At 61.7% G+C, this 21,291-nt stretch carries 21 protein-coding genes and 1 tRNA gene; 12 read left to right on the forward strand and 10 right to left on the reverse strand.

Features of this window, described 5'->3' with window-relative positions; all coding sequences use genetic code 11:
• Positions 1 to 51 precede the first annotated feature (51 nt).
• From CO731_RS22275 to CO731_RS22285, 3 genes are all read right to left on the reverse strand, one after another.
• A complete protein-coding gene (locus CO731_RS22275) occupies positions 52 to 1,056 on the reverse strand; it encodes an asparaginase (protein ID WP_108609993.1) in 1,005 nt (334 codons plus the stop codon).
• 68 nt (positions 1,057 to 1,124) lie between these two features.
• Positions 1,125 to 1,853 carry an SDR family oxidoreductase gene (locus tag CO731_RS22280; RefSeq protein WP_108608851.1) on the reverse strand — a complete coding sequence of 243 codons (729 nt, stop codon included), beginning with the start codon at positions 1,851 to 1,853 and terminating at the stop codon, positions 1,125 to 1,127.
• Positions 1,850 to 3,013, reverse strand: a complete 1,164-nt coding sequence (locus CO731_RS22285) for an acetyl-CoA acetyltransferase (protein WP_108609994.1) — start codon at positions 3,011 to 3,013, stop codon at positions 1,850 to 1,852. Before CO731_RS22285 ends, CO731_RS22280 begins: the two co-directional genes overlap by 4 nt.
• A gap of 162 nt (positions 3,014 to 3,175) precedes the next feature.
• On the opposite strand from CO731_RS22285, the gene betI reads away from it, so the two are divergent.
• The 5 genes from betI to betB are packed head-to-tail and all read left to right on the forward strand — an operon-like array spanning position 3,176 to position 9,451.
• Entirely contained in the window at positions 3,176 to 3,769 is a 594-nt protein-coding gene (gene betI, locus CO731_RS22290; RefSeq protein WP_108608852.1) for a transcriptional regulator BetI, read from the forward strand.
• Complete coding sequence (betC, locus tag CO731_RS22295; protein WP_108608853.1) at positions 3,766 to 5,292, forward strand: choline-sulfatase; 1,527 nt, start codon at positions 3,766 to 3,768, stop codon at positions 5,290 to 5,292. Before betI ends, betC begins: the two co-directional genes overlap by 4 nt.
• On the forward strand, positions 5,289 to 6,290 hold the full coding sequence (locus tag CO731_RS22300; RefSeq protein ID WP_108608854.1) for a threonine/serine dehydratase: 1,002 nt from the start codon (positions 5,289 to 5,291) through the stop codon (positions 6,288 to 6,290). Before betC ends, CO731_RS22300 begins: the two co-directional genes overlap by 4 nt.
• Positions 6,283 to 7,935 (forward strand): choline dehydrogenase, encoded by a 1,653-nt coding sequence (betA, locus tag CO731_RS22305; protein WP_108608855.1) that lies wholly within the window; start codon positions 6,283 to 6,285, stop codon positions 7,933 to 7,935. Before CO731_RS22300 ends, betA begins: the two co-directional genes overlap by 8 nt.
• A gap of 52 nt (positions 7,936 to 7,987) precedes the next feature.
• Complete coding sequence (betB, locus tag CO731_RS22310) at positions 7,988 to 9,451, forward strand: betaine-aldehyde dehydrogenase (RefSeq protein WP_108608856.1); 1,464 nt, start codon at positions 7,988 to 7,990, stop codon at positions 9,449 to 9,451.
• Positions 9,452 to 9,511: 60 nt separating this feature from the next.
• On the opposite strand, the gene CO731_RS22315 is transcribed toward betB, so the two are convergent.
• Complete coding sequence (locus CO731_RS22315; protein ID WP_108608857.1) at positions 9,512 to 11,752, reverse strand: mannose-1-phosphate guanylyltransferase/mannose-6-phosphate isomerase; 2,241 nt, start codon at positions 11,750 to 11,752, stop codon at positions 9,512 to 9,514.
• A gap of 9 nt (positions 11,753 to 11,761) precedes the next feature.
• Positions 11,762 to 13,282 carry a phosphomannomutase/phosphoglucomutase gene (locus CO731_RS22320; RefSeq protein ID WP_108608858.1) on the reverse strand — a complete coding sequence of 507 codons (1,521 nt, stop codon included), beginning with the start codon at positions 13,280 to 13,282 and terminating at the stop codon, positions 11,762 to 11,764.
• A gap of 207 nt (positions 13,283 to 13,489) precedes the next feature.
• Between CO731_RS22320 and CO731_RS22325 the strand changes: the two genes are divergently transcribed.
• Positions 13,490 to 13,566, forward strand: a tRNA-Pro gene (locus CO731_RS22325).
• 66 nt (positions 13,567 to 13,632) lie between these two features.
• Here CO731_RS22325 and CO731_RS22330 read toward each other — a convergent pair.
• From CO731_RS22330 to CO731_RS22345, 3 genes are all read right to left on the reverse strand, one after another.
• Positions 13,633 to 14,745: an integrase gene (locus CO731_RS22330; protein WP_108608859.1), complete on the reverse strand. Its 1,113-nt coding sequence runs from the start codon at positions 14,743 to 14,745 to the stop codon at positions 13,633 to 13,635.
• A 200-nt stretch (positions 14,746 to 14,945) separates the two neighbouring features.
• Complete coding sequence (locus tag CO731_RS22340; RefSeq protein ID WP_159091679.1) at positions 14,946 to 15,281, reverse strand: hypothetical protein; 336 nt, start codon at positions 15,279 to 15,281, stop codon at positions 14,946 to 14,948.
• Between the two features lie 961 nt (positions 15,282 to 16,242).
• The gene (locus tag CO731_RS22345; protein ID WP_210205488.1) at positions 16,243 to 16,530 is read right to left on the reverse strand and encodes a hypothetical protein; all 288 of its coding nucleotides are present in this window, start codon (positions 16,528 to 16,530) and stop codon (positions 16,243 to 16,245) included.
• Between the two features lie 101 nt (positions 16,531 to 16,631).
• On the opposite strand from CO731_RS22345, the gene CO731_RS22350 reads away from it, so the two are divergent.
• Both CO731_RS22350 and CO731_RS22355 read left to right on the forward strand, forming a co-directional pair.
• Entirely contained in the window at positions 16,632 to 16,862 is a 231-nt protein-coding gene (locus CO731_RS22350) for a transcriptional regulator (protein WP_199914503.1), read from the forward strand.
• Positions 16,863 to 16,867: 5 nt separating this feature from the next.
• The gene (locus CO731_RS22355) at positions 16,868 to 17,245 is read left to right on the forward strand and encodes a hypothetical protein (protein ID WP_199914504.1); all 378 of its coding nucleotides are present in this window, start codon (positions 16,868 to 16,870) and stop codon (positions 17,243 to 17,245) included.
• A gap of 15 nt (positions 17,246 to 17,260) precedes the next feature.
• On the opposite strand, the gene CO731_RS22360 is transcribed toward CO731_RS22355, so the two are convergent.
• Positions 17,261 to 18,637, reverse strand: a complete 1,377-nt coding sequence (locus tag CO731_RS22360; RefSeq protein WP_159091680.1) for a HEPN domain-containing protein — start codon at positions 18,635 to 18,637, stop codon at positions 17,261 to 17,263.
• A gap of 134 nt (positions 18,638 to 18,771) precedes the next feature.
• Here CO731_RS22360 and CO731_RS22365 point away from each other — a divergent pair, with 134 nt between their 5' ends.
• The 3 genes from CO731_RS22365 to CO731_RS22375 are packed head-to-tail and all read left to right on the forward strand — an operon-like array spanning position 18,772 to position 20,311.
• Positions 18,772 to 19,875 (forward strand): integrase, encoded by a 1,104-nt coding sequence (locus tag CO731_RS22365; RefSeq protein WP_108608863.1) that lies wholly within the window; start codon positions 18,772 to 18,774, stop codon positions 19,873 to 19,875.
• Complete coding sequence (locus CO731_RS22370) at positions 19,872 to 20,069, forward strand: hypothetical protein (protein ID WP_108608864.1); 198 nt, start codon at positions 19,872 to 19,874, stop codon at positions 20,067 to 20,069. The genes CO731_RS22365 and CO731_RS22370 overlap by 4 nt, the downstream gene beginning before the upstream one ends.
• The gene (locus CO731_RS22375) at positions 20,066 to 20,311 is read left to right on the forward strand and encodes a hypothetical protein (protein ID WP_108608865.1); all 246 of its coding nucleotides are present in this window, start codon (positions 20,066 to 20,068) and stop codon (positions 20,309 to 20,311) included. The genes CO731_RS22370 and CO731_RS22375 overlap by 4 nt, the downstream gene beginning before the upstream one ends.
• 22 nt (positions 20,312 to 20,333) lie before the next feature.
• Here the strand turns inward: CO731_RS22375 and CO731_RS22380 are convergent, their stop codons facing one another.
• Entirely contained in the window at positions 20,334 to 20,597 is a 264-nt protein-coding gene (locus tag CO731_RS22380; protein WP_108608866.1) for a hypothetical protein, read from the reverse strand.
• Between the two features lie 361 nt (positions 20,598 to 20,958).
• Between CO731_RS22380 and CO731_RS22390 the strand changes: the two genes are divergently transcribed.
• On the forward strand, positions 20,959 to 21,273 hold the full coding sequence (locus tag CO731_RS22390; protein WP_159091681.1) for a hypothetical protein: 315 nt from the start codon (positions 20,959 to 20,961) through the stop codon (positions 21,271 to 21,273).
• Positions 21,274 to 21,291 lie beyond the last annotated feature (18 nt).

Consider the following 21,291-nt stretch of genomic DNA (forward strand, 5'->3'; position numbering starts at 1 on the left):
TGTTCATAGCTCCGATAACAAGCCAGCCAAACTGACCGACTACTTATGCTTTCAGGCGAACGCGGAAGTCGGTCGAAGCGATGCAACTTCGATTCCGTTCCAGTTCTTCAGCACCGGCCTCGCCGCCTTGTCCAGTGTCCCGGACAAGGCCTCGTCTCCAGCCAAAAGCTTTGCTAGGACCGCCGCGATCATAACCTCGGCAGCCCTGCCCGCGCCGTCGTCGCATTTAATCGCAATGCCGAGGCCAAGTTCCGGCAAGGCCGCGCAAAAAACGCCTTCGGCACCGACCTTGACGAAGATCCGTCCTGGTGCAGCTTGCATCAACTCCGTATCAGCCCTGTCGGTTCCAGCGACCTGGAAAGGTTCCGCCATGCATGCCGACATCAGCCGCCGCGCGGCCTTGGCTCTTTCCGTGCCGAGGCCATTGCCAGTGACCATGCGCGCAAAACCGAGTGCGAGATTATGCAACGGCACGGCAAAGGTCGGGATGGAGCAGCCGTCGGTTCCGCGGTTCATTTCGTTATGGGGTGCACCGGTGACGGCTTCCATCGTCTCGCGGATCATCTGCTGGAAGCGATGCTCGGGTCTGACATAGCCGAGATGGGCCATGCCGAGGTGACGGCAGGTACAGACGAAAGCCGAGTGCTTGCCCGAACAATTGTTGTGCAACGCGCTCGGCGACGCCCCGCTGCGCGCTAGTGCAATCGTCGCCGCATGGTTCGAAGGCCAATGCGCGCCGCACTCCAGCTCATCCGGCCCGAGACCGGCCTTGGCCAGCATCGCATTGGCCAGTTCGGCATGAGCCGGCTCGCCCGAATGCGACGCGCAGGCAAGCGCCAGTTCGCGATCGCCAAAGCCATAGGCATCGGCCGCGCCACTTTCGACGAAGGGCAGCGCCTGGATGGCCTTGACCGCCGAGCGCGGAAACACTGGCTGCGTGGCGTCGCCCAAGGCAAGCTTCTGCGTGCCATCGGCATCGACAACGACAACCGCGCCGCGATGTACGCTTTCAACGAGATCGCCGCGTAGCACCTCGACCAGGACCGGATTTGTCATTGTGTGCGTGCCTTCATGCGCTTGCGAGATCGAGGTTGGGGTCATTTCCGCCAGCGGTCAGCCAAGCATCATGATCTGTTCCCCGATAACCCACCGGCGAGAAATCCGCCATCCACCGCGAGCGTGTGGCCATTGATGTAGCTGGCTTCCGGCGAAAGCAGGAAAGCAGCGGCGGCGGCAATTTCATCCGGCTCAGCACCGCGGCCTTGCGGCACATGATGGGCTGCGATGCCGCCATTGCTTGCAGCATCCACGTCCGCAGGCCCGGCGGCTATGGCATTCACGCGCACGCCCCGGCCGGCATACTCCAGCGCCAGCACTTCCGACATGAGCTTGAGCCCGGCCTGCGACGCGGCGACGGCCAATTGCCCATGATGGGCCCGAAGGCCCGCCACGGTCCCGATGCTGACGATGGACAGCGAGGCGCCCATCCGCTCCAGCGCTGCCCGCGCGGCGATGAAGGGGGCAACGAGGTTGACGTCGAGCGCTTCCCGCAACATCTCGGCGCTGGTGTCCTCGATGGCGGCACTGCGGGCGAAACTCGCCATCGAGACAAGCCCGCCGACAAGACCAAGCCGGTCCACAACCTGGTCGAACGCCTCGGCGATGTCATCCTCGTCGGTCGGGTCGCATTCGATGAACACGACCTCGTCGTTGTCGATCTGGTCCTCGGCCGCCTCGAGCGCGCCGCCGTCGTCATCGATCACCGCCACCGGCCATCCGTCCGATATCAGGCGTTCAGCCACTGCAAGGCCGACGCCCGACGCACCGCCGATAACAACGGCGGAATGCCTCATCTGATGCGGTCCAGGATCGACACGTAGTTGGCGACCGCGGCACCGCCCATGTTGAAGATACCGCCGAGCTTGGCGTCCTTGACCTGGATGCCGCCAGCCTCGCCCGCAAGCTGCATGGCGGTCAACACATGCATCGAGACACCGGTTGCGCCGATCGGATGGCCCTTCGACTTGAGACCGCCGGAGGGATTGACCGGCAGGCGGCCGTCCTTGGCGGTGATGCCTTCCATGGCGATGCGGGCGCCCTCGCCGCGCGGTGCCAGGCCCATGGCCTCGTATTCGATCAGCTCGGCGATGGTGAAGCAGTCATGCGTCTCGACGAAGGAGAGGTCGTCGAGCGAAATGCCGGCCGACTTCAGCGCCTTGTTCCACGCCACCTCGCAGCCTTCGAACTGCAGGATGTCGCGCTTCGACATCGGCAGGAAGTCCTGCACATGCTCGTTGGCGCGGAAGGCGATCGCCCGGCGCATCTTCAGCGCAGTCGTGCTGTCTGTCAGCACCAGGGCTGCAGCCCCGTCCGAAACCAGCGAACAGTCGGTACGCTTCAACGGTCCAGCGACGAACGGGTTCTTCTCGCTCTCCTGACGACAGAAGTCGAAGCCGAAATCCCTGCGCAACTGGGCATAAGGATTGTCCACGCCGTTCTTGTGGTTCTTGGCGGCGATCATCGCCAGCGCGTCCGACTGGTCGCCATAACGCTGAAAGTAGGCCTGGGCGATCTTGCCGAACACACCGGCAAAACCGGCCGGGGTGTCGCCGTCTTCGGGTAGATAGGAAGCGCGCAGCAGGTTCTTGCCGATCTCGGGTCCAGGCGTTGTGGTCATCTGCTCGGCGCCGACCACAAGCACGATGCGCTGGCCGGCGTTCACCGCGCGGATGCCCTGGCGCACCGCTGCCGAACCCGTGGCGCAGGCATTCTCGACGCGCGTCGCCGGCTTGAAGCGCAGGCGGTCGTCGGCCTGCAGCACAAGGCTCGCGGTGAAATCCTGGGCGGAAAAGCCGGCGTTGAAGTGGCCAAGCACGATCTCGTCGACGTCGTCAGGCCCGATGCCGGCATGCGCCAGCGCCTCGGTGGCAACCTGCGTAATCAGGCTTTCCAGCGTCTCGCCTTCCAGCTTGCCGAAGCGCGAATGCGCCCAGCCCACGATGCATGCGGTCATCTTCGTCTCCATCGCCAGTTCTATGTTGCGCCATTTGCCGGGCGATTCCAACGCCCTTCAATTCCGTTCAAATATGAACAGGCGCATTCGAGACGAAATGCGCCGTGTTTTTTATTGATTGATGCGTCAATTAAAAATAGTTTGGCCGCTGGAGGAGTTTGTATGCCCAAGGTCGGAATGGAACCGCTGCGCCGCAGGGCGCTGATCGACGCGACGATCTCGGCGATCGGCGAGCGCGGCAGCCTTGATGTGACCATGTCGGAGATCGCGGGCCGCGCCGGCGTGTCTTCCGCCCTCGCCCACCACTATTTCGGCGCCAAGGAAGACCTGCTCGCCGCCACCATGCGGCATCTCCTGTCCGAGTTGCTGACCGACACCACCGCGGCACTGCGCGTTGCCGAGACCCCGCGTGCACGCGTGTCGGCCGTCATCTCGGTCAATTTCTCCGACAAGCAGTTCCGCGCCGCAACCATCGCCGCCTGGCTTGCCTTCTACGTCGAGGCGCAGAAGTCGCCGGGTCTGCGCCGCCTGCTGCGGATCTACGCCCATCGCCTTCATTCGAACCTGATGAGCGGCCTTGCGCGCCTGCTGCCCCGCGCGGACGCCGAGCACGTCGCCGAGGCGACAGCAGCGATGATCGACGGGCTCTACATTCGCCGGGCCCTGCGCGACGGCATCCCCAATGCCGCTTCGGCGATCGCGCTGGTCGAGGACTATCTGGAAACCAAGCTGTCGCAGGCGGCCCGCGCACGATGACCAGCAAGCCCAACATCCTCATCGTCATGGTCGACCAGTTGGCCGGAACGCTCTTCCCAGACGGCCCCGCCGACTTCCTGCATGCCCCGCATCTCAAGGCGCTGGCGGCACGGTCGACACGGTTCAGGAACAACTACACCGCCTCGCCGCTCTGCGCGCCCGGCCGTGCCGCCTTCATGAGTGGACAGTTGCCATCCCGCACCGGGGTCTACGACAACGCTGCCGAATTCACTTCCTCCATTCCGACCTTCGCTCACCACCTGCGTGCCGCCGGCTACCACACCGTGCTGTCAGGCAAGATGCATTTCGTCGGCCCGGACCAGTTGCACGGCTTCGAGGAGCGCCTGACGACCGACATCTATCCCGCCGATTTCGGCTGGACGCCGGACTACCGCAAGCCGGGTGAGCGCATCGACTGGTGGTATCACAATCTCGGCTCGGTCACCGGCGCCGGCACGGCCGAGATCACCAACCAGATGGAGTATGACGACGAGGTCGCTTTCCTAGCGACCCAGAAGCTCTACGACTTCGCACGCACCTCTGATCAGGCCGAGCGTCGCCCGTGGTGCCTCACCGTCTCGTTCACTCACCCGCACGACCCCTATGTCGCGCGGCGCCAATATTGGGACCTCTACGAGGATAGCCCTGCCCTCGATCCCGAGGTCGGCTTCATCCCGACCGAGCAACAGGACCCGCATTCGCAGCGCCTCTATCTCGCCAGCGACTACGCCAGTTTCGACATCACGCCCGAGCAGGTACGCCGCTCGCGCCGCGGCTACTTCGCCAACATCTCCTACATCGACGACAAGGTCGGCGAATTGCTGTCGGTGCTCGAGCGCACGCGCATGCTCGATGACACGGTCATCCTGTTCTGCTCCGACCACGGCGACATGCTCGGCGAGCGCGGCCTGTGGTTCAAGATGTGCTTCTACGAGGGCTCGGCGCGCGTGCCGCTGATGATATCAGGCATGGGCCTGCCCGCCGGACTGATCGAGGCGCCGACCTCCAATCTCGATGTGCTGCCGACGCTGTGCGACCTCGCCGGCATCGACCTTTCGGCCATCATGCCCTGGACCGACGGACAGTCGCTTCTGCCGCTGATGCGCGGCGAGCAGCGAACCGCCCCCGTGCTCATGGAATATGCCGCCGAGGGTTCCTATTGCCCGCTGGTCGCCATCCGCGACGGCCGTTTCAAGTTCGTCCATTGCGAGATCGACCCGCCGCAACTGTTTGATCTGGAATCGGATCCGCAGGAGCTCGACAACCTGGCCGCAGACCCTGCTCATGCTGATCTGGTGGCCGACTTCGTGGCCAAGGTCCACGCTCGCTGGGACATGGCCTCTTTCGATGCGGCCGTGCGCGAAAGCCAGGCACGCCGCTGGGTGATTTATCCCACGCTGCGCAACGGCGCCTACTATCCGTGGGATTTCCAGCCGCTGCAGAAAGCATCCGAGCGCTACATGCGCAACCACATGGACCTGAACGTGCTCGAAGAGAGCAAGCGTTTCCCGAGAGGCGAATGATGACGACAACAGTCCCCACCCTGGACAGGCTCCGCCAGGCCTATGCCGAAACATCGCGTGCGACGCAGCTGACGCCCCTGCTCGAATCCGCTGCGCTGGCCCGCCAGACCGGCGCGGCGCGCGTCTTCGTCAAGGCGGAGTCGCTGCAATGGGCAGGCTCGTTCAAGGCGCGCGGCGCCTACTGGCGGCTCAAGCAGCTCACAGCTGACGAGGCGCGGCGCGGCGTGGTTGCCTATTCGTCCGGCAACTTCGCCCAGGGCCTTGCCGCCGCCGGCCAGGCGCTCGGCATTCCCGTCACCATCGTCATGCCGATCGATGTGCCTGCAGCCAAGCGCGAGGCGACCAAGGGTTACGGCGCCCGCGTGGTGCTGACCGACCATGGCGACCGCGCCCGCGAAGAAGTCGCCGCCGCCAAGGCGCGCGAAATCTCGGACACCGAGGGCCTCGCCTTGCTCCATCCCTTCGACGACCCCGAAATCGTCGCCGGCCAGGCCGGTGCCGGGCTCGAAGCGCTCGACCAACTGGCGGCGAAACGTGTTGCGGCCGACATCGTGCTCTGCCCGGTCGGCGGCGGTGGACTCATTGGCGGCGTCTCGCTCGCCTTCCACTACCTGTCGCCATCAACACAGGTGTTCGCGGTGGAACCGGAAGGCTTCAACGGTATGGGCTCGTCGCTCGCCCATGGCGCGATCGAAACCATGCCGCTGGGTCCGAAATCGATCTGCGACGGCCTGATGGCACGCAAGCCGGGCGAAGCACCTTATGCCGCGGTCACGACGACCAATGTGCGCGGACTGACTGTCGAGGACGCAGCCATCCGCAGTGCGATGAAGGTAGCGTTCGAGCGCCTGAAGCTCGTGCTCGAGCCCTCGGGCGCCTCGTCGCTGGCGGCACTTCTGGGAGGAAAGGTCGACGTAGCCGGCAAGACCGTGCTCGTCGTCGCAACCGGCGGCAACGTCTCGCTCGCCGATTTCATGGTTCATGTGAACAATGCTTGAAGCAGATTTCGTAATCGTCGGCTCCGGCTCCGCCGGCTCGGCCATGGCCTATCGCCTGTCGGAGGACGGCAAGCACTCGGTGATCGTCATCGAGTATGGCGGCACCGACTTCGGCCCCCTGATCCAGATGCCGTCCGCGCTGTCGATCCCCCTCAACATGAGCCGCTACGACTGGGGCTATTCCAGCGAACCTGAGCTGCATCTCGGCGGGCGCACGCTGGCGACCCCGCGAGGCAAGGTGCTCGGCGGCTCTTCTTCGATCAACGGCATGGTCTACGTTCGCGGCCACGCCCGCGACTTCGACCACTGGGCCGAACAGGGTGCGTCCGGCTGGGGCTATGCCGACGTGCTGCCCTACTTCAAGCGCATGGAGCATTCGAACGGCGGCGAGGACGGCTGGCGCGGCACTTCGGGTCCGCTCAACGTGCAGCGTGGCCCGCGCAGGAACCCGCTCTATCAGGCCTTCGTCGAAGCAGGCCAGCAGGCCGGCTTCGAGCTCACCGACGACTACAATGGCTCCAAGCAGGAAGGCTTCGGGGCCATGGAGCAGACCATCCATGGCGGGCGCCGCTGGTCGGTCGCCAACGCCTATCTGCGTCCGGCGCTGAAACGCGGAAATGTCCGTGTCGTCAATGGCTTCGCCCGGCGCGTGGTGATCGAGAATCAACGCGCCGTCGGCGTCGAGATCGAAGCGCGCAGGAAGGTCCAGGTCGTCAAGGCGCGGCGTGAGGTGATCGTCGCTGCGTCCTCGATCAATTCGCCGAAACTGCTGATGCTGTCGGGCATCGGCCCCGCCGAGCACCTGAAGCAACACGGCATATCCGTCGTGGCCGACCGGCGTGGCGTCGGCCAGAATCTTCAGGACCACATGGAGCTCTACATCCAGCAGGAAGCGACCCAGCCGATCACCCTGCATTCGGTCTTCAACCCGTTTTCCAAGGCGCTGATCGGGGCAGAATGGCTGCTGTTCAAGACCGGGCTTGGCGCCACCAACCATTTCGAGGCGGCGGCCTTCGTGCGCTCGAAAGCCGGTGTCGACTATCCCGACATCCAGTTCCACTTCCTTCCGGCAGCCGTGCGCTACGACGGCAAGGCAGCTGCCAAGTCTCACGGCTTCCAGGCGCATGTCGGGCCGATGCGCTCGAAGTCGCGCGGCGCGATCACCCTGCGCTCGAGCGACCCGTGGGCCAAGCCGGAGATCCGCTTCAACTACATGTCGCATCCCGACGACTGGGAGGACTTCCGGCACTGCATCCGCCTCACTCGCGAGATTTTCGCGCAATCGGCCTTCGATCCGTTCCGCGGCAATGAGATTTCGCCGGGCAGCCAGGTTCAGACCGACGACGAGCTCGACGCCTTCATCCGCGAGCATTCGGAAAGCGCCTACCACCCCTGCGGCACCTGCCGCATGGGCCGCGCCGACGACCCCACGAGCGTGGTCGACCCCGAATGCCGGGTGATCGGCGTCGAGGGGCTGCGCGTCGCCGACTCCTCGATCTTCCCGCGCGTGACCAACGGCAACCTCAACGGCCCGTCGATCATGACGGGCGAGAAGGCCGCCGACCACATCCTAGGCCGTACGCCGCTTGCGCCGTCGAACCAGGAGCCGTGGATCAATCCGCGCTGGCAGGTCTCGGACAGATAGAGCATCATCCGGCCAACACGCCGGACACCGAAAATACAACTGGAGCAATCGCATGCGCGCCCAGCCCAAAGCCTCGCATTATGTCAACGGCCGCTACATCGACGACGAGCGTGGGGCACCAATCCCGGTCATCTATCCGGCCACCGGCGAAGCGGTCGCCTCGCTGCACTCGGCCACAGCCAACGTCGTGGAGCTGGCCGTCGAGGCCGCACGCGAGGCGCAGCCGGCGTGGGCGCGGCTGAAGCCGGTCGAGCGCGGCCGCATCCTGCGCCGCGCCTCTGACATCCTGCGCGCCCGCAACGAGGAACTGTCGCGGATGGAGACCCTCGACACCGGCAAGGCGATCCAGGAGACGCTTGTCGCCGACGCGGCATCCGCCGCCGACTGCCTCGAATTCTTCGCCGGCGCGATCGCCGCCTTCAACGGCGACTATGTCGATCTCGGCGGCCCCTTCGCCTACACCAAGCGCGAAGCGCTCGGCGTCTGCGTCGGCATCGGCGCCTGGAACTACCCCATCCAGATCGCCGGATGGAAGTCGGCGCCTGCGCTGGCCATGGGCAACGCCATGGTGTTCAAGCCCTCCGAGAACACGCCCCTTTCCGCTCTTGCGCTGGCCGAAATCTACACCGAGGCCGGCCTGCCCGACGGGCTGTTCAACGTGGTCCAGGGCTATGGCGACGTCGGCGCTGCCCTCGCCGCGCATCCTGTCGTTGACAAGATTTCGCTCACCGGCTCGGTGCCCACCGGCAAGAAGGTGCTGGCGCTCGCCGGCTCGCACATGAAGCACGCCACGATGGAACTCGGCGGCAAGTCGCCGATCATCGTCTTCGACGACGCCGACCTCGAAAACGCTATCGGCGGCGCCATGCTCGGCAATTTCTATTCGACCGGCCAGGTCTGCTCCAACGGCACCCGCGTCTTTGTCCAGAAAGGCCTGCACGACCGTTTCGTCGAACGCCTGGTCGAGCGCACCAAGGCGATCCGTATCGGCGATCCGCTCGATCCCGAAACCCAGATGGGCCCGCTGGTCAGCAAGGCCCAGCACGACAAGGTTTTGGACTACATCGCCATCGGCAAAAGCGAGGGTGCCGAACTGCGCTGCGGCGGCGGCACGCCTTCACTCCAGGGTTTCGAGGGCGGCTTCTTCGTCGAGCCGACCGTGTTCAGCGGCGTCACCGATAACATGCGCATCGCCCGCGAGGAAATCTTCGGCCCGGTCATGAGCGTGCTGTCCTTCGACAGCGAGGAAGAGGCAATCGCACGCGCCAACGACACCGAGTTCGGCCTGGCCGCCGGCGTGTTCACCAAGGACATAACCCGCGGCCATCGCGTCGTCGGCGAACTCAAGGCCGGCACCTGCTGGATCAACGCCTACAATTTGACGCCGGTCGAAATCCCCTTTGGCGGCGCGAGGCAATCGGGCATCGGACGCGAGAATTCCCTAGCCGCGCTCCAGCACTATTCCCAGCTCAAGTCGGTCTATGTCGAGACCGGCGACGTCGCGAGCCCCTACTGAACGGCATCGCCTGGAAAGCAAAAGCCGGCCAATTGGCCGGCTTTTTTGTTTTGGAAGACGTTAGTGTGCGACGTCCTCGGTCTTGTCCAGATACTGCGTCAGCGCCGTCACCAGGTGGTAGAAGATGCTGGCCGGCACCTCTTTGGCCAGCGAACGGCCGTGCTCGTCGATCTGGTCGATCCACAGGCCTTGCGGCGCGGGGTCTATATGCCAGCGGAACAGGCGGCCGACGCGCGCCTCGATCTCCGGCTTGAGGTCAGGACCGCCCGTGCCGTCGAGCGCCACCGCAGCCTTGATGGCTTCGGTCTGCGGCCAGCTGCGCGAGATGCGGTCCAGGGGCAGGCCCTGGCGCGAGACCGCGCCATAGGCCAATCCGGTGGCGCGGTTGAGCCCGTTGGCCACCGCCGAGGCGTAAAGCTTGCGCCCGAAGGCAACCAGGTCTTTCTGGCCGCTCTTGTCGGCAAAGTCGACCAGCAGCGAGGCCCACTCGAAATGGTGGCCGGGCTCGGTCCACTGTCCCTTCTCGCCAGGCGCCGGGTGCCAGTCGCGGTCGAAGAACTCGCCCAGCGTCCAGCTGTCCACCTCGAAGAAGTGACTGCGGAACAGGTCGATGATCCGGGCCGCCCTGCGCAGATAGGCCCGATCGCCGGTCACCGCATGCCAGGCGAGGAACGCTTCCAGCAGATGCATGTGCGGGTTTGAGCGCCGGACACCCTCCCCATCGGGGCTTTCCATGAAGCCCGTCATGCGCTCGTCCTCGAGGTGCTTGTCGAGGAAGGCGAATGTTTCAGTAGCCAGGCTCAGCGCTTCGGCGTTGCCGGAGCGATGGGCGTGCGCCAGCGCCAGCAGCACGCAGGCGTGGTCGTAGGCATCCTCGACCGGATCGACGACACTGCCATCGGGGTTGAGCGCACGAACCCAGCCGCCGCGGTCGGTGCGGCCCTTGTCGGCCATGAAGCGTATGCCATGGTCGATCAGCGCATCGGCCCTGCCGTCCCAGCCACGCTGCTTGGCGACTGCAAAGGCATAGACCTGGCGCGCCATGGTGCGCATGCGCTTCGGTTTCGCCAGCGGCCTTGCGTCGAAGCCCAGGGCCTCGTGAAAACCGCCGAACTGCTCATCCACCCCCGCCGTAGACCACAGCGGCAGCGTCTCTTCCATCAGCCAGTGCTGAACCCGTCGGCGCCAGGCGCCATTCACCTGCACGCGGCCATGGGCGGGCGTGAATTTCGTCTCCAGACGCCCGCTCTTTTCAAGCTGCTCGACGATCTTCTTGACGTTCTGGCTGTGGCTGACCGGCGCAACGAAGGTCGCGTCCGACGTCGAGACGATGGCGACGCCCTTGAGGCCGATGGCTGAGAGCAGCCGCCCCTCGCCGCGCAGGTAGGAATTCTCGCAGTCGATGGCGACGACGTCGCCGACGATGACGTTGCCGTCCTTGTCGGAGGGGCTGACATCGAGCAGCGATTGCCAGGAGCCGAGATCGTTCCAGCGGAAGCTCGCCGGCACCATGGCGATGCCGCTGACGCGTTCCATGATGGCGTAGTCGATCGAGTTGGACGGTATGTCCTGATACAGATCCAGCGGCATGTAGACGCCTGAGAGGTCGATCGTAGCTGACTTGAACGCCGCCTCTGCCTTCTGCCAGATTTCGGGCTGGTGCTTGAGGAAGGCATCGCGCATGGCGCTCGCCTTGAACAGGAAAATACCGGCATTCCAGAAGAAGTTGCCGGCTGCGAGATAGGCCTCGGCTGTCTTGAGGTCCGGCTTCTCGACGAAGCGGGTGACGTCAGAAATGCCACCGGCTTCCACGCCGGCCTCGATATAGCCATAGCCCGTCTCGGGCGCAGTCGGGCGGATGCCGAAAACGACCATGCGATCGGCCGATGCAGCCGGCACGCCGTGCTCGACGGTGTCCCAGAACTGGCGTTGCGTCGAAATCTCATGGTCCGACGGAACGACCAATACGATGCCGTCGCCGTAGTCCTTGAGCGTCTGCAGTGTTGCGATTGCCACGGCGGCTGCCGTGTTGCGTCCGGTCGGCTCGAAGATCGCCCCGCCGCCGGAAAGGTCGATTGCGGCAAGGTCGGCACGCACGCGCGCGGCATGGCGCTCGGACGCGATCAGATAGATCGGCGTTTCGCCCACATCGCGCGCGGCGAGCCGCTTCAGCGTCTTGACCAGCATCGAGCCGTCGCCCGACAGGTCGTGGAACTGCTTGGGGTTGTCTTCGCGTGACAGCGGCCAGAGCCTGGAGCCGACGCCGCCGCTCATGACAAAACTGACGATTCTCTCAGCCATGCCCAGTCCTCAGAATGTCTGGTTGTAGGCGCCGACAGACGGATTGCGCCGCAAAACAGCGTCGACGCCCTCAAACATCTCACGCCGCCTTTCGGACGATACCGGGCTTTCCACCACCACGACCAATTCCGGCTTGTTGGAGGAAGCGCGAACCAGCCCCCAGGTGCCATCCTCGGCCACCACGCGCACGCCGTTGACGGTGATCAGGTCGATGATCTTCTGGCCAGCGAAGTTTTCGCCATTACGCTGCATCGCCTCGAAATCGGCGACGACCTTGTCGACGACGCCGTATTTCAGCTCATCGTCGCAATGCGGCGACATGGTCGGCGTGCCATAGGTCAGCGGCAGATCGCGATACAGGTCGGCCATCGACTGGCCCGGGCTGCGGTCGAGCATCTGGCAAACGGCAATTGCGGTGACGATGCCGTCATCATAGCCACGGCCGATCGGCGGATTGAAGAAGAAATGGCCTGATTTCTCGAAGCCGGCGATGGCGCCCAACTCGGCAACCCTGCGCTTGAGATAGGAATGGCCGGTCTTCCAGTAATCCGTCCTGGCGCCATTGGCAGCCAGCACCTTGTCGGTGTTGAACAGGCCGGTCGACTTCACATCGACGACGAAGGTGGAATTCGGATACAGCGCCGAGATATCGCGCGCGAGCATCACGCCGACCTTGTCGGCAAAAATCTCGTTGCCTTCGTTGTCGACGACGCCGCAGCGGTCGCCATCGCCATCAAAGCCCAGCCCGACGTCGGCGCCGGTCTCCAGAACCTTGTCGCGGATGGCATGCAGCATCTGCATGTCCTCGGGGTTGGGATTGTAGCGCGGGAAAGTATGATCCAGCTCGACGTCGAGCGGAATGACCTCGCAGCCGATCCGTTCCAGTGCTTCGGGTGCAAATGCGCCCGCAGTGCCATTGCCGCAGGCGGCAACGACCCGCAGCTTGCGGGTGATGCGTTTGCCGGCGACGAGGTCGTCGATGTAGGTCTTGCGGAAATCCGGCACGAATTCATAGGTGCCACCGCCGATCAGCTCGAAATCTCCGTTGAGCACGATTTCCTTGAGCGCCGACATCTCGTCAGGCCCAAAGGTCAGTGGACGCTGTGCCCCCATCTTCACGCCGGTCCAGCCGTTTTCGTTGTGGGAGGCGGTCACCATCGCGACGGAAGGAGTGTCGAGCGCGAACTGGGCGAAATAAGCCATGGGCGAAAGCGCCAGCCCGATGTCCTTGACCCGTGCGCCCGCTGCCATCATCCCGGAAACCAGCGCCAGCTTGATGGCCATCGAATAGGAGCGGAAGTCATGGCCGGTGACGATGTCGGGGCCTGCGCCCAAGCGACGAATCAACGTGCCGATACCCATGCCGAGCGCCTGCACGCCGATCAGGTTGAGTTCCGGCTCCTTGGGCGAACTTGGATGCCCGAACCACCAGCGCGCGTCGTATTCGCGGAAACCCGTCGGTTTTACCAGCGCGCGCGTCTCGAATTCGAACGTATTGGGCGCCACGTGGCCGACTGGCTTGATGTTCACAACGTCACTCCGGGCATTCGCAAAGATTTACGAACCGATTGTTTTCCGAACGGTTTATCGCAAGATTGGAGCACTGTCCTCACCTGCAGCACAGGAACAAAGCCAAAAAAGCTCAATAAGATAACTCGCTTGCGAAAAATTACGCCAGCCAATCCTTTGGCGCTTGCAGGAAGCAGAAGCGGCGGCTATAAGCCCGCCGACTGGTCACGGAGTGTAGCGCAGCCTGGTAGCGCACATCGTTCGGGACGATGGGGTCGCAGGTTCAAATCCTGCCACTCCGACCAGAAAAATCAAACACTTACCCATCATCCCAAAATTCCACGGCAATGAATACGGCAACGATTGCGCTGTCATTGCCGAATCCGTCCGGCCTTGCCGCTGGTGAAGGCGTTGCCGACATCGCCCTGATGGTCGGGATGATGATGACCATAGGTCTTCTCCAGCGTTTCTTTCGTCATCCCAAGATAGCCGGCAGCCTGCCACATATCGACAGCCCCCTGCATCAGCCATGTCGCTGCTGTGTGTCGCATCGTATGACGCACGACGCCCTTGGCGTCATCTCCCAGGACATCATCGACGAGATTGCGGAAAGCTCGCTTCGGGTCGGCCGGTGCTCCTTGATACTCGACTACGTATTGCGCGCCATTGCGGTGCCAGCGCCGCATGTGCGCGAGGAGTCGTGAAGGCAAGCGGATAGGAGGTGCCTGCTTATTCGCTGCCACCTCCTCGTCATCCGCGGCCCTGTAAAACACTCCCGCCTCCAGGTCGACGAAGGGGCGTCCCGGCTCCTGTTTGAACGATGCCTGCCAAACACGGGCCGACCGGCTGCCAGTGTAAAGGGCGGTGACGAGAAACCGAGCCACATGCACAGTTGGTCGCTTCTTCGTTGGCACCCCCTTCTGCGTCTCCCGCTTTCGGTAGGCGGCCCAGACCAGCTTCGCCATGGTGTCACGATCCAGATGCCTCGTCCTGCCCTTCGGCTTTGGCGGCAATGTCACCGTCACTGCATGGCGTGTCAGATTGTCTGCGATGGCCATGCGACAGGCCGCCCGCAGATCCTCGAGTTCGCGGCGCGCCATCGTCTGCGATCGACGGGACTTCACATAGCCTGTGCATGTCTTGGTTGAAATGTCGTCAAGCGTCTTGTCTCCCCAGTACGAGAGCAAGGCTTTCGCCCTGGCAGCCAGTTCTTTCGGGTTCTTAACCGCCTCTTCCTTGACCAAGAGATAGTTGGCGACGACCTCGGCTATTGGGACGTCAGAGGCTGCCCGGTTTTTCTCAGACGGCGCGGCAAGGAAGCGCTTGGCGATATGTTCGGAGAGCGCCTGCTCAGCCTCTGAACGAGCATGTTCGCCGCATCCAGTGCCGAATTGTTTGCCGCCGTCGAGGATGATCCAGACAGGCTCGCGGTCTTTGCTTCCGGGCCGGAGCCATAGGCGAGCTGGTTTGCGGGCACGAGACACTTCGATTTCATCTCCTCTATCGCCGCCAGTGTTGTGAAGTCCTTGCCTGCTATACGCATGATGACAAGGCGCCCTCGCCCGGCCTCTCGCCGCAGGCCGCTGACCGACATACCGCCACGCGGGAAGGCTACCGGCAGGATGTCGACGAGCCGGACAGGATCGTCCGGCCCTATGTTGTCATTGTCAGAGCGCATGGTCACTCAGACGAAGCCCTTCACCTTATTATAGTAGTTGTTATGCCCACTCAGTCGCTGCAGGAACTCGACAGCATAGCCGTCGCCTAACCGCTGACTCAGTGCGGCCTCAACCTCTTCAAGGATATCGGGGTCAGGGCCGCCTCGCGAACACCCCTCAATAGCGAAAGCAATCGCCAGAGACGCCGCATCGATGCCGCACTGCGACACCACTGCGCAAAGTTTTGCAGCACATCCTTTCGGATCGTAGTCAGGATCCGCCGTGGCATCTGCAACCATGGCACGGATGATTGCCTGCGCGACGAACTCCTTCGTCTCTTTTGTAAGCGGTTTGTTCTTCACGGACACGTCCTCCTCGTCGCCCACGCAGGGCGAGCGCTTTTCAACATGCCTGCCTTGCGGACAAGCGGTTAGGTTCACCCCCAAGGGTGCAATCGTTGCGATGAAAAGGCCGCTAGATGGGTTACGAGCGGCGAGGGCAATCCCCGAAGGGCCCTAGGTTCCGAAGAACGAGCTACATTAAGGGGTAGACTCGGGACACGTTGTCAATAGGGCCTGTCCAAAACTGGGCAGACCCCTTGTCGGGCTGGCTTATTCCGCTCGAAATGTAGCGTAGCCTCTCCTACCGTCAGATGGATGCTCGACCCTCTCTGAAAAGTATCTGACGCCTTCGATCGCGATTCCGGCAGCTACTTTGTGGTCTTGTCGCGCATAAATTACGCAGTCTGCTGCCAGAGGGAAAGGCTTCCAAGACTTGTTCGACCAACTGCGAGTCTCTACGGCAACCAGCCTATCAGTGGGTATGCTCGACGACCTGCAATACCACCCCGCTATGTCAGCCTGCGACGACCCCGCGCGGATGGCCGCAGCCTCAAGCCTGGCGATGTGGTCTTCTGTCCAATCGGGGTGCTGCTCTGAGGCAACGCGCCAAGGGGTGAAGTCTTCTGGATGTAGGGTAATACGAACCAGTCTGACGAGACCGTCTCTGAACCCACCGACGCCGGCCGAGGCTGTACGGTCGCCCACTAGAGATGCCGTCGCCCACAGAAAATCAGGATCGGGGAAACCTCCGACACGGCACCGACCGGGCTGTAGTTCACCATCGTGGAGTATCCACGGCAACCGCGCGGTGTCTGTAAAGTGGTAGATCATTCATTCCCCCTGCACGTTCACGGTAGGTTCTATAAGCGCTTGTTGCTATCCTCAAGAGGTCGGGCCGGTGGTGGCTCAATCGTCGCAACTTGCGACGATTGACAGCCCTGCTGCCGCGCTGGTGACGCAGCGAGTTAGCGTCGCGCGCCGATTAGGCAGCGATTTCGAGCGGATGAAGCTTTGGCGATTGGCGGAATGCGGTGGGAAGAACTGATGCGCGCCGCTGGCGCGCTGCTGGCGCATGGTCAAGGCTAAGATAGTCACCAAGGACAGTTCGGACCGGCCGCTCGGCGCAGTCAAAGGTAACGATGTAGATTTCACGGCCTGCGAAGGTGTATTCGCAGGCCGCAATGATGCCCACCAGGTCGCCCATGCGGACGATCTGGGAGCGCGCGAACCGGAAGGTGCTTCGTCTTAATCTGGCAGGACGTGCGTTCATGGCTGGCTCCTCAGTTGTGTATCAGTGGCGATTTCGCTACTGTGTCCACAATATCAATCAAAATCGCCGCGTCAAGGCGAAATCGCAACGGAGTAGCGAAAATGTTGCCCTCGCAGTGCCGAATGGCTCGAGCAGCCCTGGAGATAGGCGTCCGCGATCTTGCAGAGATGGCAAAGGTATCCACCAACACCATCACCCGTTTCGAGAAGGGTGAGCTACTCAAAGAACGCACTGTTGATGACATCCGCGCTGCCCTCGAATCCGCAGGCGTCCTCTTCATCGACCAGAACGGTAATGGTCCAGGCGTAAGGCTTAGGGAGAGGCAGGAGTAGAGGGCATGGCGCCAGACCCCTTCGGCCACCTTCCCCTATTTGCAACGGATCTCGAAATCGCGACCGCCATCGTCGGCAAGGTCCGAGCCGCAAAATGGGTCAAAGACAGCTTTCCGACGCTGGCCGCCCGACCAGGGTTTCCCCGCGTAGACGCGTTCCACGGCGGCAGAGCCGTGCCGCTAGTGCGACTGTTTTATGAAGGCTATCTTGGAATGACTGGCGCGCACACTGGGTGGGCGCAAGACGGCGAGGAAAGGCTAGGCACTTGGAAAAAGCGCAACGAAGAGAAGAAAACCCGCGCCAAGGCTAACAGCGACGCCTGGGCAGAGAAGAAACGAAAGGCGCTCGAGGCGTTTCGGGCTAAAAAGGAACCGGTGGAGTGACCGATAGTTTGGGCTCTATTTACCACCACGTAGAATCATAAAGATTTCCTGCGCGATAGCCTTGCCGCATAGCCTCTTCAGCGTCCAAAACAGGTCCTTGTCTCTAGTAGCCAGACGACTGTGTCCTGCATGGACGATCCGCGATCTAACGTCGTACGCCAAACGAAAATCCTTCAAGATTTGATCGCGCTCAGATCTGCTTTTGCCAACGAGATAGGCGCAGCGATTTCGTAAAAGTTCTGATAGTCTCAGGTCACCATTAAGAGAATCCTTGTCCCCCAGAAGTATTTCTAGACTCGTCATCATTTGCAAAAACGATAATGACTCATTCATGCCGATATGGCTATCAAACAACCACCGACAAGAACGCTTGATCCTAATCGACTCATCGCCAACACCAAAAGCAACTTTTGCAACGCTTACAAATTCCTCGCCAGATAGCTTCAAATTATCTTCGTTAGTCTCGGCGACTATGACATTGTCCAAAGCGGTCGAAAGGTCGCTATCCAGTTCAATTTGGCCGTCAAATACCCATTGTCCGTCAAGCAAACGATGGACATATGCTACCCGGCTAATGGCTCCGCCAAACAACCCTGACGACCTATAGGAACGCTTGTATCGAAGATAACCTAAGGCGATTCCCAATCCTAAGAACGACCGAATTTGGTCTATCGCTTCCGTTGCGGTACTAGCTTTTCCATAAGTATCGATAAAGCCGGTGATATCCAATTGTAGTAAACACGCCCTACCATCCCAGCGCGGGTAATGACCGGCCAACAATCCCATCAGCGTACTATTGTTTTCTTTGGGGATTGACGGGAGGTATTCATCGGCCGTGGAGGCGACAAACCGAACAGATTCGCCAAGGCTCCGGCCGCCTAGCTCATCGACCAAAGCCTCCGACAAGGCTGATGGAAGCGGGAAACTTACCTTATACAAATTCGGTAGATTGCAGAAAGCGTCTACTATCGCCTTTGCCACCACAGATTCTTTTGCGAAGGCCTTGTAAGAAACTAGATCAACGTCACTTCTGTCGCTTTCGTACTTCTCACTTGACTTCAAGAGACGTGAGATCCAGTCCAGAGAAAACTCGTAAATTACGTATTCATCTCCACCAAAAACCTCATTGATGCTTTTCCGCAATAAGCCGTTTTGCGGCAGCATCACATCTATCCCGAGCAGCGGAGTTGCTGTTCCGTATTGCAGAAATTGCGAGTTGTTGACTTTTATTTGGCCAATGCAGGATTGCAACGCAGCCCTGATTGCTGCCCGCTGACGATCGCTCAAATCTAAAGGCAATTCTCGCTCCCCAGCACGCCATGAGAATATACAGTACCCATTCGAAGACAACTGTGGCCGCCGATCAAAGAATGCAATGTGACTGGCTGCCATGCCACCTTGACCTCCACCCTACCCCCGCTATCATCACGCTAGCTGCCACCACCGAGCCGGCGTGCATCACCACACGAGGAGAATAAAGCCCCATGGCGCATGGTGCGCCAGGGCTTCTGACGTGTGTGAAGGCTATGGGACTCAAGCTGCTTCGCCGAGGTCAAATCTGGTATTTGCGGGGCTCAGTGTGTGGAACGCATGTCTACACCAGCACCAAGCTCAAAAATCGCCAGCTTGCCGATGCGCTCAGGGTGCGCACAGAGCGCGAAATTGCGGAAGAACACGCGTTCGGAGTTAGCGCCACCAAGACCTTCGCCGACGCTGCAGAGGCCTACCTAGCATCGGGCGGCAGTGGCCGGTTCCTAAAACCGCTGCTGTCTCGACTCGGCCAAAGCCGCCTGAACGCCATCACCCAGAACGATCTGGACGCTGCGGCCCGCGAACTTTACCCGACCGCTCAGCCTGAGACGCGCAATCGGCAGTGCTACACGCCATTCGTCGCGGTCTGGAACGAAGCCGTGCTCAATGATTGGGCAAGGTCTAGGAAGTGGCGCCGCCCCCGCAAGCCAAAGGGCACCCGCATCGTTCGCAGTGTCGCCCGCACCGGGACGAAGCCGGTCGAATACGATCGCGCCGCCGCTTTTGTCGCCTCGATGTCCCCTGCCCCGGCTATGCTGATGACGGCCCTCTTCTACACCGGTCTCCGGCCGATCGAACTTTTCGCGATCGAGGCAACAGACATTGACCTGGAGAAGCGGTGGCTGGTGGTGCGATCCAGTAAAACGGGCGAACCACGAGGCGTACCGTTGCACTGGTTCCTGGCTGAATGGCTTTGCCCGCTGGTCGAGCGTGGTGGGATCATGTTCCGCACCCACAAGGGGCAGCCCTACGCGCTAACTCGAGGTGGTGGCGGTCAACTCAAGTCGGCCATTACCGGCGCCCGAAACCGGAGCGGGATTATGGACATATCGCCCTATACGACGCGCCACAGCGTATCGACGCAATTGGTGGTGGCTGGAGTTCACCCATACATCAAAGATCAGATCCTCGGGCACGCAGTCGACGACATGAGCCGGCGTTACACCCACGTGCCACAGAAGCCGATGATCGAGGCGATCGACGCTCTCCCGGTGCCATCCTCCTGGCGCGCGCTGCCGTGGGTGGCGGATCCACTGAAATGGGCAAGCCGGCTGGTCGAGGGTACGGGCCGAAGAACCGATTTGGAGAAGACACCATGACCGACGCGGAACGTATCGAAGAGCTCGAGGCCAAGTCCGGCCAAGCGTATCAGGTCATTGGATGGCTGTTGTCAGAGTGCGGCCTGTTCGAAACGGCGGAAGGCCAGCGCGCCTTGGATTACTTTTCAGAAGACGCTTTCGACGACGACTTTTTGCCGTGGCCAGCAACAAAGGACTTGGGCGCTAAGTCATGACAAAGCGACAGCCCAAACTACCCGCCAATCTTCCCCCACGTGGTTTAAGCCGGGAAGAAGCGGCAGCCTATGTCGGGGTGTCGCCAACTCTGTTCGACGAGATGGTCAAGGACGCGAGAATGCCGCGACCCAAGCGCATCAACAGTCGTACCGTTTGGGACATTCGTCAGATCGACAAGGCGTTTGACAAATTGCCTGGCGGCGATGTGGATGAAGACGATGAGTGGGAAATTGTTACATAAGACCGTACCACACGCCGAGTGACTACCCACCCTTGGCCTTCGCGTAAGCATTCCCACCGCCAAGCAGCCGCGCCAACTCCTCGTACTTCGCGCCGCACCGGTCGTAGACATTGACGTTCTGGTTTCTGGTGCACCCGGCGCGCGCAACAATCTCGTCGAGCAAGTGAGCTAACGTGCGGTCTCCGCCCGCCCGCACCATCGCGTCCCTGTCGTATTGCTTCCACATCCCGCATTTTCCGCAGGAAACAATGACCTTCTCGGAGGGGAATTCAGACAGCATCGGCATGGACTATCCTACCGCCCTCGCCGCATCTGTCGATGAAACAGGCGGGAACTTCCACACTACCCGAACCTCACGCGAACCGCACCGCGGGCAGCGCAGCCGTTGAGACAGTCGAGCTATTGGAAAATCTCGACCGCGCGTGCAGACCAGTGTCTCCATATCGAGATCCTTGCGGAAATGACACTCGCGGCCGCGCTTCATGCCCTTGGTGTAGGGGCCGAAGGCGCAGGCCATCCACACCGTCGCACCGGCGCTCCAGGCATCTCCAATCGTCTCGATCTGCATGAGAACGAAATAGGAACAAATGCCTTGCGAAGTCAATTCACATCGCGCTAACCTATCGGCATGAACGATGGAGGCCCTGATGGGATTGCGCCTCAGAATCAAGGGAGTTTCCCCGGCAGACATCCAACGTGGCATCGCTGCGGCAGAAGCCGTGTTCAAAGCCGCCGGCATTACAGCTTTTCGCGCCTGCTCTGGGATGTTCGAGCTGGAATGCTGGGATGACGACGGATTTGAGGGAGAGCTGAGCGAGGAGGACTCGAAAGCGGCCAGCGTGTGGCTTGAGGCGGAGGCAGCAGCCATAGATGCCTGTTGTGTTGGCTGGCCCGACCACAAAATGCCCGGCAGCTTGTCTTCTCTAGAGTATTACACCGACGCCGAGAGCCCTAACCACTGATTGACGTCGCGCGCTGCT

The sequence above is a fragment of the Aminobacter sp. MSH1 genome, assembly GCF_003071665.1.
Lineage (GTDB): Bacteria > Pseudomonadota > Alphaproteobacteria > Rhizobiales > Rhizobiaceae > Aminobacter > Aminobacter niigataensis.